This window comes from Chryseobacterium camelliae (assembly GCF_030818575.1).
Classification (GTDB): domain Bacteria; phylum Bacteroidota; class Bacteroidia; order Flavobacteriales; family Weeksellaceae; genus Chryseobacterium; species Chryseobacterium camelliae_A.
The window spans coordinates 286,745-301,189 of sequence record NZ_JAUTAL010000001.1; the positions used below are offsets into that span (position 1 = coordinate 286,745).

The following is a 14,445-nucleotide window of genomic DNA, read 5'->3' on the forward strand; positions in this document are numbered from 1 at the left end:
CATGAGAATTCATTTTTTTGATCGACATATCATATCGGACACTATCAGCATAGAAAAAGTTTTTTCTGTAATAAAAAATTGTCTTGACAAGGAAGGGTTTGAGGTAAAAACATTTATGAATCCTTATCCTGGTTTATCACAAATGTTTAAAGCCATGTTGTTTTTTAAACGGAATCAAGGAGATATCAACCATATCAGCGGAGATATCCATTGGGCTTGCTTATTATTAAACAGTAATAAAACCATTTTAACAATTCATGATCTTGTAGGAATAGGGAATTACAGTTCAAAGCTGAAAAAGTTTCTGTATAAACTGATATGGTTATATTTTCCTTTGAAGAAAGCTAAATTTATTACTGTTATCTCGGAAAAGACAGAACAGGAAATTTTAAATTATTATCCCTGGGCCAAATCTAAAATAAGGGTAATCCATAATCCATTGACCAACGAACCCTTTTTTCGGGAGCCGGTAGAAAACGATAAATTTAAAATTTTGATTGTAGGTACTAGGCAAAATAAAAATGTAGAACGTATTCTTGAAGCTGTAAAAGATTTGGACATTGAAGTATTAATTGTTGGGGAAACAACTTCAGAACAGAATCAAAAAATCAAAACGAACAAATCTCTGACGTTTGTTAAAGGGTTTATTACTGATGAAGAATTAGTAGCGTTATACAGAACATGTGATGTCTTATGCTTTCCATCATTGTACGAAGGTTTTGGTATGCCTATAATTGAAGCTCAGTCTAATGGATGTGCCGTTATTACATCTGATATGGAACCAATGAGATCAGTTTCAGGTAATTCAGCTCTTTTGGTTGATCCATATAGTGTGGAGGATATTAGAGAGAAGATCCTTATTCTGATCCATGATTTTGAAAAGAGAAAAGAAATGGTAGCAAACGGCTATGAAAATGCAAAGCGCTTTTTACCTGAGGAAATAACCCGTCAATACATTGAACTATATAAAGAAGTACTACATGGATAGGTCAATTCTTATAGATGCACTATACATTAATGATAGCGGAGGAAAGATACTATTGGATTTTTTAATTCAGAAGCTTGAAAAATCAGATAGAAAAGTTTTCTATCTCCTGGATAAAAGGCTTGAGGGACAAAATATTAAAATAAAAGCTGAAAATAAGTTGGTGTTCTTAAAAGCATCATTATATAATCGGAGGCTATTTTATACAACAAATAGAAAACTTTTTTCCACCGTACTATGTTTTGGTAATTTACCTCCAAACATCCGCTTAAAAGCCAAAGTATATACGTATTTTCATCAGCAGTTGTATATTCTGCTTCCTGAAACAGCATCGCTGAAGCAAAGGATTTCTTTTTTCCTTAAAAGGACAGTGCTTAAGTTTTTTTCTGTAAATACAGATTATTGGCTTCTTCAGACTGACCTGATCAAAACAAATTTTGAAAAAAAGTTTAATATCGCCCCCTCTAAAGTATTGGTATACCCTTTTTATCCGCAGTTTAATGCAGGATTTAAAGCAGAACGGAAATCATTATCCTATGTTTACATCAGTAACGCCCCGGCACATAAAAACCATATAAGGCTGATTAATGCTTTCTGCACTTTTTATGATGAATATAAACTAGGAACGCTCACTTTGACCGTGAGTAAAGAATTTCCTGAACTTTTAGCACTAATAGAAGAAAAAATAACACAAAAATATCCTATTCGAAACCTCGGATTTATTGAGAGGAGTGAATTATCCAAAGTATATCAGGAATCAGAATATCTTATATACCCTTCTTTAGCAGAAAGTTTTGGGTTGGGATTGGTGGAAGCTATAGAAAACGGGTGTAAAGTTATTGGTGCCGATTTGCCATATACTTTTGCAGTTTGCACACCAAGTTTAACATTTAATCCGTTTGACGAAAAATCAATATCACAAGCTTTATCACTATCTTTGAAAAAAAATACAATACCTTCTGTTGCGAAGGTATCAAACAGAATTGATGAATTAATATCATTATTAGGATAATATGAAAATCCAGAATAAAGTTTTACTTATAACAGGAGGTACAGGATCATTTGGTACCGCCGTTCTAAACAGGTTTTTACATACAAACCATTTCAAAGAAATCCGTATTTTTTCTCGTGACGAGAAAAAGCAGGATGACATGAGAAACTTATATAAAAATGACAAAATTAAATATTATATTGGTGATGTTAGGGATTTTTCAAGTGTAGAACCGGCTACAAGAGGAGTAGATTATATCTTTCATGCGGCAGCATTAAAGCAGGTTCCTTCATGCGAATTTTTTCCAATGCAAGCAGTAAAAACTAATGTTGAGGGTACACAGAATGTCATTCGTGCAGCGGCGTCTAATAAGGTGCAGAAGGTAATTTGTTTATCGACAGATAAAGCAGCCTATCCGATTAATGCAATGGGTATTTCTAAAGCAATGATGGAAAAAGTAGCGGTTGCAGAATCCAGAAATCTTAAAGACACCGTGGTTTGCCTTACTCGTTATGGAAATGTAATGGCTTCAAGAGGCTCTGTTATTCCACTGTTTTTAAATCAGATTCAAAAAGGTGAGCCTATTACTGTGACTGATCCTAATATGTCACGTTTCTTTATGTCATTGGATGATGCGGTAGATTTGGTACTATTTGCTTTTGAGAATGCCAATCCTGGTGATCTTTTTGTCAATAAGGCTCCTGCAGGAAGTATCGGAGATTTAGCAAAAGCTTTAATAGAGCTTACAGGAAAAGAAGTTCCCATAAAAGTGATTGGCACACGCCACGGTGAGAAATTATATGAAACTTTGTGTACTCGCGAGGAAATGGCAAAAGCTGAAGATATGGGGAATTTCTACAGAGTTCCAGCAGATAACCGGGATCTGAATTATGCGCAATACTTTTCTGAAGGAGAGGAAGATGTTGCTCTTCTCGAAGACTATCATTCGCACAATACAGAACAGCAGGGTGTAGAAGGTCTTAAAAAGCTGATTTCAACCTTACCCTTGATTCGCAGAGAGGTTTTCGGTGAAGATGTCTTACAATATCCTTATTAAAAAGATTTTAGTAAAAGATCTCAAGTAAAAATAAAGTAGTAGCTAATGCTGTTAGGAGGTGAAAAATATCAGGACGAAAGAGGAATTATTACATTTAATAATGATTTTGAAGCCTTATCAATAAAATGAATTTATACTATTGAAAACCATTCTACACAAATTATTCGTGGCTGGCAAGGTCATAAAATCGAGCAGCGATGGTTTGCCTGTATGAAAGGAAGTTTTGAAATTTCTGTGATAGAGGTAGATGATTTCACAAATCCTTCAAAGGATTTGACAATCAAGAAATATATTTTAACTGATGAAGTATTAACTTATCTACATATTCCTGCTGGATGTCTTACTGCAATTCAGGCTAAATTGGAAAACAGCAAATTACTGATTTTGGCGGATCACAAATTGGGAGAAATCAATGATGAATACAGATTTGATTTAAATTATTTTAAAAAAGTCTATAAAAGATAAACATAAAAGATGAAAAAAATCGGAATTACCGGTCAGAATGGTTTTGTAGGAAGGCATTTATACAATACTTTAGGACTGTACCCTGAAGAATTTCAAAGAGTAGATTTCCAGAAAGAATATTTTGAACAAGAGCATAAATTAGATCAGTTTGTTTTACAATGTGATGTTATTGTACATTTAGCAGCAATAAACCGTCACGGAAATGAGCAATTCATATATGAAACCAACATAGGTCTGGCTCAGAAATTAGTTGATTCTTTAAGCAGAACAGGCTCAAAAGCTCATGTGATGATTTCTTCTTCTACTCAGGAAGAAAAAGATAATCTTTACGGAAAATCAAAAAAAGAGGGCAGACAGATTTTGGCAAATTGGGCAGATGAAAATGGTGCAAAAATGACGGGGCTAATTATACCTAATGTTTTCGGAGCATTTGGGAAGCCTTTTTACAACTCATTTATTGCAACTTTCAGTTATCAGCTAACGCATGGAGAAACACCAACGATTGCAAATGATGGTGAGGTTAAATTAATATATGTGCAGGAGCTGGTAGAAATCATCATCAGCGAAATAAGAGGAGGGATTGGCCAAGTTGAATATTTTGTTGAACCTACTGCCATTAAAAAAGTGTCTGAGGTTTTAGCATTCCTGAATGATTATAAGACTAAATATTTCGATGGCGGAGAAATTCCGGTAATCAATAATATCTTTGAGCATAATTTGTTCAATACTTACCGCTCTTATATTGACTATAAAAACCATTTTCCGGTAAAGTTTACACAACATACAGACCCTCGTGGAGCTTTTGTTGAAGTGATTCGTTTAGGGATTGGTGGACAATGCTCATTTTCTACAACCGTACCCGGAATCACCAGGGGTAATCATTATCATACTAGAAAAATTGAGCGTTTTGCTGTAATCAAAGGAAAAGCTTTAATTCAATTGAGAAAAATTGATTCAGATGAAATTCTTGATTTTTATCTTGATGGAAGTGAGCCGGCTTATGTTGACATGCCCATCTGGTATACTCATAGTATTCAAAATATAGGTGAAGAAGAATTATATACTATTTTTTGGATTAATGAAGCTTTTAATCCTGAAAATGCAGATACATATTTTGTAGAGGTTAAAAAATAATTTAAAACTGCTGAAAGCTATCTATGAGCTAGAGCCAACAACAATAAGTAATACAATGAAAAAACTTAAAGTAATGACGGTCGTAGGAACAAGGCCGGAAATTATTAGATTGTCAAGAGTATTGGACGCCTTGGATACATCCGAAGCAATAGAACATACTATCGTTCATACTGGCCAGAATTACGACTATGAACTGAATCAGATCTTTTTTGACGATTTAGGACTTCGTAAACCGGACTATTTTTTAGAAGCCGCAGGAAAGACTGCTACAGAAACAGTAGGAAATATTTTAATTAAGATTGATCCTCTACTTGAAGAACTTAAACCTGATGCATTTTTGGTTTTAGGTGATACCAATTCTTGTTTATGTGCCATCCCGGCAAAGAAAAGGCATATCCCAATTTTCCATATGGAAGCTGGAAACAGATGCTTCGATCAGAGGGTTCCTGAAGAAACCAACCGTAAAATTGTCGATCATACCTCGGATATTAATTTGACATATTCAGACATTGCAAGAGAATATCTGTTAAGAGAAGGTTTGCCTGCAGACAGAATTATTAAAACCGGTTCACCGATGTTTGAGGTTCTAACTCATTATTTACCTCAGATTAACGCATCAAAAGTTCTCGAAAAATTAAATTTACAACAAGATAAATTTTTTGTAGTGTCATCACACAGAGAAGAGAATATCAATTATGAAAAAAATTTCAGAGGTTTAATGGATTCTTTAAATGCCATCGCAGAAAAGTATAAATATCCTATTATTGTTTCTACGCATCCCCGGACAAAAAATATGATTGATAAAATGAAGATCGATATGCGTCCTGAAATCCAGTTCTTAAAGCCTTTGGGCTTCCATGATTATAATGCTTTGCAGAAAAATGCATATGCTGTACTTTCAGATTCTGGAACGATTTCTGAAGAGTCTTCCATATTAAATTTTAGAGCTTTAAATATACGGCAGGCTCATGAAAGGCCAGAAGCGATGGAAGAGGCGAGTGTAATGATGGTAGGTCTATCACCAGAGCGTATTTTACAAGGGTTGACTCAAGTTTTACAGCAAAAAGTTGGTGAAGAAAGAAATTTTAGAAAAGTTTCTGATTATTCGATGCCAAACGTTTCGGATAAATTAGTTCGAATTATTATTTCTTATACAGATTATATTAAAAGGACGGTTTGGTCTGAGGAAATTTAGATGTGAATATTTTAATAATTACCCAATATTTTTATCCCGAAAATTTTAAAAGCAACGATTTAGCTTTTGAACTAAAGAATCGTGGACATAATGTAACTGTTTTAACAGGAATACCAAATTATCCTGAAGGCAAAATATTTGATGGATATGGCTTTTTTAAAAATAAAAAGCAAGTCATAAATGGTGTAAGAGTAATAAGGTCATTACTGTTACCAAGAGGAAAAGGTGGTGGCTTACGCTTATTTACAAATTATTACAGCTTCGCTTTTTTTGCATCCATAAAAGCTTTTTTCCTTGGAATAAATAATCGGTTTGATGCCATTATTGTACATGAACCTTCACCTATAACACAATATTATCCAGCTTTACTCATGAACAAACTGTGGAAAATACCTGTTTATTTTTGGGTAATGGATTTGTGGCCGGAAAGTTTATCTATTGCTGGAGGTATTAAAAATAAATTTATTCTAAATTATTATTCCAAGGTTATTAAAAACTTTTACAAAAATGCTGAAAAATTATTAGTAACCTCTAAAGGTTTTAGAAGTGCAATCAATGAAAAAGGAGATTTTGATGATAAGATAGTATATTTTCCAAATTGGGCTGAAGATTCTATTTCAGATGGTAATAAAGATTTTCCCATTCCAAAAATGCCTGACGGATTTAAAGTTATGTTTGCCGGAAACATTGGCGAAGCTCAGGATCTGGAAAATATTATGAAAGCGGCAGTTCAATTGAAGGCCAATAAAAACATTAAATTTATTTTGGTTGGAGACGGAAGAAAAATGCCATTTGTTAAAAATTTTATTGAAGAACATAAACTTACCGATACGGTTTCAGTTATGGGAAGATTTCCTGTTGAAGCAATGTCTAGTTTTTTTGATAAAGCAGATATAATGCTTGTTACTTTAAAGGATGATCCCATATTTAATTTAACTGTTCCAGCCAAATTACAGGCATATATGAGTGCTTCAAAACCTGTGATTGCGATGCTGAATGGAGAAGGAGCACAGAATGTCATTGATGCTGAATGTGGTTTTGTAGTTGCGGCTGGAGATTATTCTTCATTAGCGAAAACAATATTAACTGCATCAGAATTATCATATGAACAATTACAAAAATTGGGGAGTAACAGCAGGAAGTATTATGAAATGAATTTTAAAATGTCTGCATGTATATCTAATTTAGAAAGTATAATTTCAAAAGAAAACTGATTACTCTATTTTATGAAAACAACTATTACAGGCTCTTCCGGCTTCATCGGCAAAAATCTTTCTGCCTTTCTCACCGATAAAGGGCACATGATTTATCCTTTGAGCCTGCGGGATCAAGACTGGAAGAAACATATAAATATGGATGGTGATGCAATAATCCATCTTGCCGGAAAAGCTCATGACACAGAAAATGCGTCTGATCCGGAAGAATATTTTAGAGTAAATACGGATCTTACCATAGAATTATTTAATGAGTTTTTAAGATCAGAAAGCAGAGACTTTTTCTATTTCTCATCTGTTAAGGCAGTAGCGGATAGTGTAGAGGGTATTTTGGATGAAAGCATAAGTCCGAGTCCGTTAACTCCTTACGGAAAATCAAAACTGAAAGCAGAACGATACATATTGGATGCTGATGTACCTGCCGGGAAAAGAGTTTTTATCATCCGTCCATGCATGGTACATGGGCCGGGCAATAAAGGTAACCTCAACTTATTGTATAAAATAGTTGAAAAAGGTCTTCCCTGGCCGCTGGCTGCATTCGAAAATCGCCGGTCATTTTTAAGTATTGATAATCTTATTTTTATAATTGCCGGGATGCTCGAACATAAGAATATTCCTTCCGGAGTTTATCATTTGGCTGACGATAAATCGCTGTCTACTAATGAATTAATTCAAACGGTGAATCTTGCTTTGGACAAAAAGCCAAAACTTTGGAGAATATCAAAAAAAGTAATTGAAAACATAGCACGTTTAGGCGATCGATTCAGGCTTCCGCTAAACTCTGAAAGATTGAAAAAGCTTACTGAATCCTACGTTGTTTCTAACCTAAAGATCAAATCAGCTTTGGGCATTGAAAAATTACCTTTGTCACCAGAAGAAGGACTTATCAAAACCATTAAAAGCTTTAGGAAAGAAAAGTAATATTTTATACTTGCAATAAATAATAAATTTATGATCCGGATTTTCGATTTTCTATTTTCTTTTTTGGGCTTATTGTTTCTGTGGCCAGTATTAGTGATATTGTATATTATTGGCCTGTTCGATACAGGATCACCGATTTTTGTACAGGAAAGAGTAGGGCGCTATAAGAAGCCATTTAAGCTGATTAAATTCAGGACTATGCATGTCAATACTCAATCAGTGGCTACCCATCTTTCTAGCAGTTCGTCCGTGACGAAATTCGGAAGTTTTTTAAGAAAATCCAAATTAGATGAATTGCCTCAGTTGATCAACGTTCTGAAAGGAGACATGAGCCTTGTGGGGCCACGGCCTAATCTTTTTAACCAGACAGAGCTGATCGCAGAAAGGGACAAAAGAGGGGTGTATAATTTCCTTCCGGGGATTACAGGTCTTGCTCAGGTCAATGAAATTGACATGTCCACTCCGGTTGAGCTGTCAGAGAAAGATGCTGAAATGTTGCAGAATCTCACAGTGTCAGATTATTTCAGATACATTTTTGCCACAGTATCAGGAAAAGGGTCAGGAGACCGGATAAAAAAATAAGTTATTTTGATTAATTTTTTAATTTTAAGCATAAAATTATTGAATGAAAAAAAAGATCTGGCTTTCCTCACCTCACCTTTCAGGACATGAAATGCAGTATATTCAGGAAGCGTTTGATGAGAACTGGATCACTTCAATAGGAAAAAATATTGATGAGTTTGAATATTCCCTTGCACAATACATGGAGATGGACAACCATATTGTTGCACTCAATTCTGCCACTTCTGCCATTCATATCGCTCTTATTTTATTGGGAACCAACTCTCAGGATGAAATAATAACCTCTTCATTTTCATTTGTGGCGTCTGCTAATCCTATTATTTACTGTGGTGCCACGCCAATTTTCATAGATTCAGAAGAGGATACCTGGAATATGTGTCCTATTGCTCTGGAGCAGGCAATAAAGGACAGGATATCAAAAGGTAAAAAGCCAAAGGCTATCATTGTCGTTCATCTTTATGGAATGCCTGCAAAGATGGACGAAATTCTGAAGATTGCTGAAGAATATGAAATTACTGTTATTGAGGATGCTGCCGAAGCATTAGGCTCATCATACAAAGGGAAGTCCTGCGGAACATTCGGGCGTTTCGGGATTTTATCGTTTAATGGCAATAAAATTATTACCACTTCAGGTGGCGGTGCGTTAGTTTGCCATACGCAGGAAGATAAGGATAAAGCAGTTTTTCTTTCCACCCAGGCAAGAGACCCTGCTCCCCATTATCAGCATTCCCATATTGGATATAACTACCGTATGAGCAATATCGTAGCGGGAATTGGTAGAGGGCAAATGGAAGTTTTGAAAGACAGGATTGAAGCAAGAAGAAAAATGCATGACTTTTACATCAGTCTTTTCAAGGATATTAAAGGGATAAAAGTTTTTTCTGAACCCACAGATGAATATTATTCCAATCATTGGTTATCAGCAATCATTATTGATCCTGAAATTGCAGGAAAAACAAGAGAAGAATTAAGGATGGCACTTTTAGAAGAAAATATAGAGTCCCGGCCCTTGTGGAAACCGATGCATTTACAGCCGGTATTTTCAACATCTCCCTATTATGAAACCGATGTTTCTGAAAAACTATTTGAGAACGGTCTATGCCTGCCTTCAGGATCCAATTTGACTGAATCGGATAAAAAAAGGATTACAGATGTAATCGTTGATTTTTTTTCTGACCATTGAATACATAATTGTAAAAATTTAAACTGAAGGACCAATTTTCAAATTGGTCCTTCAGTTTAAATTTGTAAGATTAAACATACCCTTATAGCGTTAATTTCCGGAAATATTTTTTATATATTTGCCTGCAATACAAGTATTGTGAAAAAATATCCCTTCTGGAAAATGCTAATGGATTATGGTATTGCAGGTTTTTCTGTAGTGATTTTTTCTCCTTTACTTTTGATTCTGTTTCTTGTTGCTTCTTATGATACGGGGTTTCCAGGTATTTTTATTCAAAAAAGGATAGGAAAAGATGCCGTTCCATTTACAATTTACAAATTCAGAACCATACATCCGCTTACTTCCCGAAAATCTAACATAGGATCGTGGTTAAGAAGATCTAAGCTCGATGAACTACCACAACTATTCAATATTCTTAAGGGAGAGATGTCATTGATAGGGCCCAGACCGGATATTTCCGGATATTATGATCAGTTACAGGGCGAAAATCGTTTGATTCTCCAGCTGAAGCCCGGTATTATTAGTGAAGCCGGAATGAAGTACCGAAATGAAGATGAATTGCTTCAGCAACAGCAAAATCCTCTACAATACAATGATGAAGTGCTTTTCCCGGATAAAGTTAGGATGAATCTGCAATATTATCATCAGCTCTCTTTTAAGAAAGATCTTTCTATAATTCTGAAAACAATTCACATATTACTATATAATACATAATTTGAAATTTATTTGCCATATAGCCGTTTATAATCAAAGGATTTTCATAATTTAATTTCAATTATTCTATAAAATAGCGGTAGATTAATACGGGTGTTATACAAAATATAAATATATTTGCAACGTTTAATTTAAGTTAGAATAGATAATTTTAATTACAAAAATATAGTCCACCAAATGGATCAAAAAGATACAAAAGAAGTCAGTTTTAAAGAACTTATAAATCCTTATCTAAAGAATTGGAAATATTTTGTCGGGACAGTTTTTTTATTGTTGATCATAGCATTATACATTATAAAGTCTACGCCCCCTATATATAAAATACAAACATCTGTACTTATTAAAGATGCAAAGAAAATGTCATCAGCATCTGGTGATTTTGGAATTCTTCAGACTTTAGGAGGTTTCAGTGGAATGGGAACTAACAGTATCGAAAATGAATTGGGTGTTTTTGATTCTAAAACAATTGTAGAAGATGTATTGAAACAGCATAATTTTCAAACTCCTATTTACACAAAACAAACATTCAATGATTTGGAACTATATGGTAAGACCAGCCCATACATTATCAATATCATTCAGGAGAAAAAAGATGTAGACCTGCCTAAAAAGCCTATTAATATCAAAATCAGAGGCAATGATGTCGTGCTTTCTTCCGTAGAATGGAAAAAAGATGTAGTTACAGCATTTAATAAAACGATTAGTCTACCGTTTGCTTTGATCATGATCAGTAAAAATCCGGATTTTCAAGCGCCATACAAAGCTAAAATGTCTGATATTTATTTTAATTACAATACTTTTGAAGACACTGTTGATGATTTTCAGAAATCATTAAATGTAGAGTTATTAGATAAAGATGGTACTATCATCAACCTTTCAGTAGACTTTGAAAATAAAGAAAAAGCAAAAGATTTTCTCAATGGATTGGTAAGGCAGTATAATGTATATGCTATTAATGATAAAAATATAGAATCGAAAAAGACGAAAGATTTTATTGATAAAAGAATCTTACTTATTTCTAATGAGTTAGGAGATGTTGAAACTCAAAAAGAAGGATTCAAATCAAATAATAATATCGTTGATCTTCCTACAGAAGCTAAGATCAATCTGCAACTTAAAGAACAGAGTAAAGCACAATTATTAGAAATAGGTACCCAAATAGAGTTGACCAAAATACTTCGAAGTTCATTAGACAGAAAAGGGACAGAAGATGTACTTCCGCTTAATATAGGTTTGGATAATGAGGCCGCAGGAAAAGCTATACAGGAATATAATACACTGGTTTTGCAAAGAAATAAATATCTGCAGGATGCTACCCCGGATAACCCAATAGTAAAATCGGCCAATCGGCAAATTCAGGAAATGAAAACTTCTTTGGCAGAATCCTTACAAAAAAATGCAGTTTCGTTAGAATTTGCTAAGAAAAAGGTAGAAAGTCAATTAGGCGGTTCTGAACAGATGATCGGAAAAATACCAAAACAGGAAAAATTATTTAGAAGTATTGAAAGGCAACAGCAGATTAAGGAAAGTCTCTATCTGCTACTTTTACAAAAAAGGGAAGAAGCTGCAATAAGCATGGAAATTACCGCTGAAAAAGCAAGAGTTATTGATAAGGCATTTGTATTTAAAAAGCCTGTTGCTCCGAAGAAAATAATCATTTTAGGCGTATTCTTTGCTTTGGGTATTTTTATTCCTTTCCTGTTCATTTATTTTAAAAAATTACTGCAAAGCACCATTATTAATAGGGGGGATCTTACGAAAGTTACTACATTGCCAGTGATTGCTGAAATTCCTAAGCTTAAAAATAAACATCATACGCTTGTAAGTTTTAATGATATCTCTCCTATGGCAGAGGCATTCCGGATTTTAGTAACTAATCTGAGATTTTTACTGCCCTTAGGAGAGGGGCCTCATATTATTTTGGTTACATCATCTGTAAAGGGGGAAGGAAAAACATTTGTATCCACTAATTTATCCACTGTACTGGCGTCTGCTCGCGATAAAGTACTAGTAGTGGGTGCTGATATAAGAAACCCTCAGTTACAGCGATATAATACTTCAATGAAAACGGCAAAAGGGCTTACAGAGTTTTTAAGTGGAGAAGATATTACTCTTAGTGAAGTAATTCATCCAAGCAGTTATAATGATAATTGTGATTTTATCTATTCAGGATCAATACCTCCAAACCCGACAGATCTTTTGCAAAACGGAAAGCTGGATGAATTATTAACACTTATTAAGGGACTGGGTAAGTATAAATATATAGTATTAGACACTGCTCCACTATTATTGGTAACCGACTCTTTCCTTATTTCTGATAAGAGCGATGTTGTGGTATTTGTTACAAGGTCTGAAGTGACAGAAAGAGGTTATATAGAATTTTTAAATAATTCTGTACAAGATAAAAAACTGAAGAATGTAGGCATCGTTTTAAATGATGTGTCGGAATCAAATTTCGGATACGGAAATAAGTACGGCTATGGGTATCAGGCTGAAGAAAAAAAATGGTGGCAGAAATTCTATAGATAGCTTATTTTGAAAAGGGTAGTAAGTATAAAATCCAACTATGCACTCAATGTTTTGAGGGTAGGTTCAGGTGCAGCTGTTGGTATTATTACTATGCCTTATCTCAATAGGGTTTTAGGAGCAGAACATATCGGTAAAGTAGAATATATTAATACCATTATCAACTATTTTTTATTGTTTACGGCTTTGGGAATTCCAATGTATGGTATAAGGGAAATTTCAAAAACAAGATATAAACCTGCAGAAAAAGCAAGGACTTTAGTAGAATTACTACTGATACTTGGAATTACTACCGTCATATCTTATTGCTTGTTATTTGGTATACTATATAATTTGAATTATTTTGCCAGTTATAGGACGATTATTTTAATTTTAAGTTCTATGATATTTTTAACCAATATTGGGGCAGAATGGTACTTTCAGGGGATGGAAGATCAACTTTACATTACACTGCGTTATGTTGGTGTACGGATATTGATGGTCATATTCATGTTTATGTATATAAAAACCCCACAAGATGATCATTTTTATGCTTTGTGTATTGTTATTACCAGCTGTGGGGCAAATATTCTTAATTTTATTATACTTTCCAAAGTCATTTACAAAGAAAAAGAGGATTTAAAACCCTTAAATATAAGAAAGCATATTAAACCTATATTGATGATGTTTATTGCAACTATTTCTGTAAGCATCTATATGTATATAGATTATTTTCTTATCGGAAGCATTGTAGGGGATAAATATGTGGGATATTATTCTGTGGCTAACAAATTAGTACGGTTTATCATAAGTTTTATCACTATCATTGGTGCGGTTATGCTTCCGAGATTGTCGTTATTATATAACGAGGATAAGGAAGTATACTTCAAATACCTGTACAAAAGTTTTACTTTTTTGCTTCTGGCTTCTTTACCATTTACAGTATATTTTTTAGTTTTTGCAAAGCCTATCATCAATTTAATTGCGGGAACGGGGTTTGACGCTTCTATACTCACCATGAGGATCATATCACCTCTCTGTATTATTGTGAGTATAGCATATTTTATGGGGTTTCTGATTTTATATCCTCAAAATAAGGAAAAAATTTATACTTACGCTACTGTAATATCTGCCATATTCAGCGTAGGAGCCAATTTTTTTGCTATAAAGTATTATCAGCACAACGGGGCAGCAGTAATCGGAGTTTTATCTGAGTTGATAGCCATAATTATTATGTTTGTGTTTTTAAGAAAAGAAAAGATGCTTCCTAAAGATATATTGTCAGTTAATACTTATAAAATTGTTCTTGCCTCTCTTACCATGCTATTAGCTTCAGTCTCTATAGTCTTTTTTTTCCCGGAAGGAATGGTGTTTTTTTTACTTTCTTCATTTATTTCTTGGGCAATATATTTGTTAATGCTAGTGCTTTTAAAAGAGAAAGAAACGGGTCGTATTCTTCATACATTAAAGTTTAAATTAATTTAAATAACGACTTTTGA

13 protein-coding genes are annotated in these 14,445 nt (G+C 33.9%); all 13 read left to right on the forward strand.

Translation table 11 applies throughout. From position 1 onward, the window contains the following. Window position 1 precedes the first annotated feature (1 nt). The 13 genes from QE404_RS01375 (at window position 2) to QE404_RS01435 (ending at window position 14,431) form a co-directional block, all read left to right on the forward strand. Window positions 2–988, forward strand: coding sequence for a glycosyltransferase family 4 protein (locus tag QE404_RS01375; protein ID WP_307445626.1), 987 nt, complete (start codon window positions 2–4; stop codon window positions 986–988). Continuing rightward, window positions 981–1,997 carry a glycosyltransferase gene (locus QE404_RS01380; protein WP_307445629.1) on the forward strand — a complete coding sequence of 339 codons (1,017 nt, stop codon included), beginning with the start codon at window positions 981–983 and terminating at the stop codon, window positions 1,995–1,997. Before QE404_RS01375 ends, QE404_RS01380 begins: the two co-directional genes overlap by 8 nt. A gap of 1 nt (window position 1,998) precedes the next feature. Next, window positions 1,999–3,033 (forward strand): polysaccharide biosynthesis protein, encoded by a 1,035-nt coding sequence (locus QE404_RS01385; protein WP_307445631.1) that lies wholly within the window; start codon window positions 1,999–2,001, stop codon window positions 3,031–3,033. Between the two features lie 138 nt (window positions 3,034–3,171). After that, a complete protein-coding gene (locus tag QE404_RS01390) occupies window positions 3,172–3,498 on the forward strand; it encodes a WxcM-like domain-containing protein (RefSeq protein WP_307453314.1) in 327 nt (108 codons plus the stop codon). Between the two features lie 9 nt (window positions 3,499–3,507). Beyond that, window positions 3,508–4,632, forward strand: a complete 1,125-nt coding sequence (locus tag QE404_RS01395) for a polysaccharide biosynthesis C-terminal domain-containing protein (protein ID WP_307445634.1) — start codon at window positions 3,508–3,510, stop codon at window positions 4,630–4,632. Window positions 4,633–4,687: 55 nt separating this feature from the next. Then, a complete protein-coding gene (gene wecB, locus QE404_RS01400; RefSeq protein WP_307445637.1) occupies window positions 4,688–5,827 on the forward strand; it encodes a non-hydrolyzing UDP-N-acetylglucosamine 2-epimerase in 1,140 nt (379 codons plus the stop codon). 2 nt (window positions 5,828–5,829) lie between these two features. Then, window positions 5,830–7,041 carry a glycosyltransferase family 4 protein gene (locus QE404_RS01405; RefSeq protein WP_307445639.1) on the forward strand — a complete coding sequence of 404 codons (1,212 nt, stop codon included), beginning with the start codon at window positions 5,830–5,832 and terminating at the stop codon, window positions 7,039–7,041. A gap of 12 nt (window positions 7,042–7,053) precedes the next feature. Then, window positions 7,054–7,962, forward strand: a complete 909-nt coding sequence (locus tag QE404_RS01410; protein WP_307445641.1) for an NAD-dependent epimerase/dehydratase family protein — start codon at window positions 7,054–7,056, stop codon at window positions 7,960–7,962. A 30-nt stretch (window positions 7,963–7,992) separates the two neighbouring features. Next, window positions 7,993–8,544 carry a sugar transferase gene (locus tag QE404_RS01415; RefSeq protein WP_307445644.1) on the forward strand — a complete coding sequence of 184 codons (552 nt, stop codon included), beginning with the start codon at window positions 7,993–7,995 and terminating at the stop codon, window positions 8,542–8,544. Between the two features lie 43 nt (window positions 8,545–8,587). After that, the gene (locus QE404_RS01420) at window positions 8,588–9,727 is read left to right on the forward strand and encodes an aminotransferase class I/II-fold pyridoxal phosphate-dependent enzyme (protein ID WP_307445645.1); all 1,140 of its coding nucleotides are present in this window, start codon (window positions 8,588–8,590) and stop codon (window positions 9,725–9,727) included. A gap of 168 nt (window positions 9,728–9,895) precedes the next feature. Next, window positions 9,896–10,441, forward strand: coding sequence for a sugar transferase (locus tag QE404_RS01425; protein ID WP_307445647.1), 546 nt, complete (start codon window positions 9,896–9,898; stop codon window positions 10,439–10,441). Between the two features lie 177 nt (window positions 10,442–10,618). After that, window positions 10,619–12,970: a GumC family protein gene (locus QE404_RS01430; RefSeq protein WP_307445651.1), complete on the forward strand. Its 2,352-nt coding sequence runs from the start codon at window positions 10,619–10,621 to the stop codon at window positions 12,968–12,970. A gap of 6 nt (window positions 12,971–12,976) precedes the next feature. Further along, entirely contained in the window at window positions 12,977–14,431 is a 1,455-nt protein-coding gene (locus tag QE404_RS01435) for a flippase (RefSeq protein ID WP_307445653.1), read from the forward strand. The last annotated feature ends 14 nt before the right edge of the window (window positions 14,432–14,445 follow it).

Excerpts from the sequence above, each read along its gene's own strand:
- QE404_RS01375 (WP_307445626.1), top strand. The coding sequence starts at position 2 with ATGAGAATTCATTTTTTTGATCGACATATCATATCGGACACTATCAGC.
- QE404_RS01380 (WP_307445629.1), top strand. The coding sequence starts at position 981 with ATGGATAGGTCAATTCTTATAGATGCACTATACATTAATGATAGCGGA.
- QE404_RS01385 (WP_307445631.1), top strand. The coding sequence starts at position 1,999 with ATGAAAATCCAGAATAAAGTTTTACTTATAACAGGAGGTACAGGATCA.
- QE404_RS01395 (WP_307445634.1), top strand. The coding sequence starts at position 3,508 with ATGAAAAAAATCGGAATTACCGGTCAGAATGGTTTTGTAGGAAGGCAT.
- wecB (WP_307445637.1), top strand. The coding sequence starts at position 4,688 with ATGAAAAAACTTAAAGTAATGACGGTCGTAGGAACAAGGCCGGAAATT.
- QE404_RS01410 (WP_307445641.1), top strand. The coding sequence starts at position 7,054 with ATGAAAACAACTATTACAGGCTCTTCCGGCTTCATCGGCAAAAATCTT.
- QE404_RS01415 (WP_307445644.1), top strand. The coding sequence starts at position 7,993 with ATGATCCGGATTTTCGATTTTCTATTTTCTTTTTTGGGCTTATTGTTT.
- QE404_RS01420 (WP_307445645.1), top strand. The coding sequence starts at position 8,588 with ATGAAAAAAAAGATCTGGCTTTCCTCACCTCACCTTTCAGGACATGAA.
- QE404_RS01425 (WP_307445647.1), top strand. The coding sequence starts at position 9,896 with ATGGATTATGGTATTGCAGGTTTTTCTGTAGTGATTTTTTCTCCTTTA.
- QE404_RS01430 (WP_307445651.1), top strand. The coding sequence starts at position 10,619 with ATGGATCAAAAAGATACAAAAGAAGTCAGTTTTAAAGAACTTATAAAT.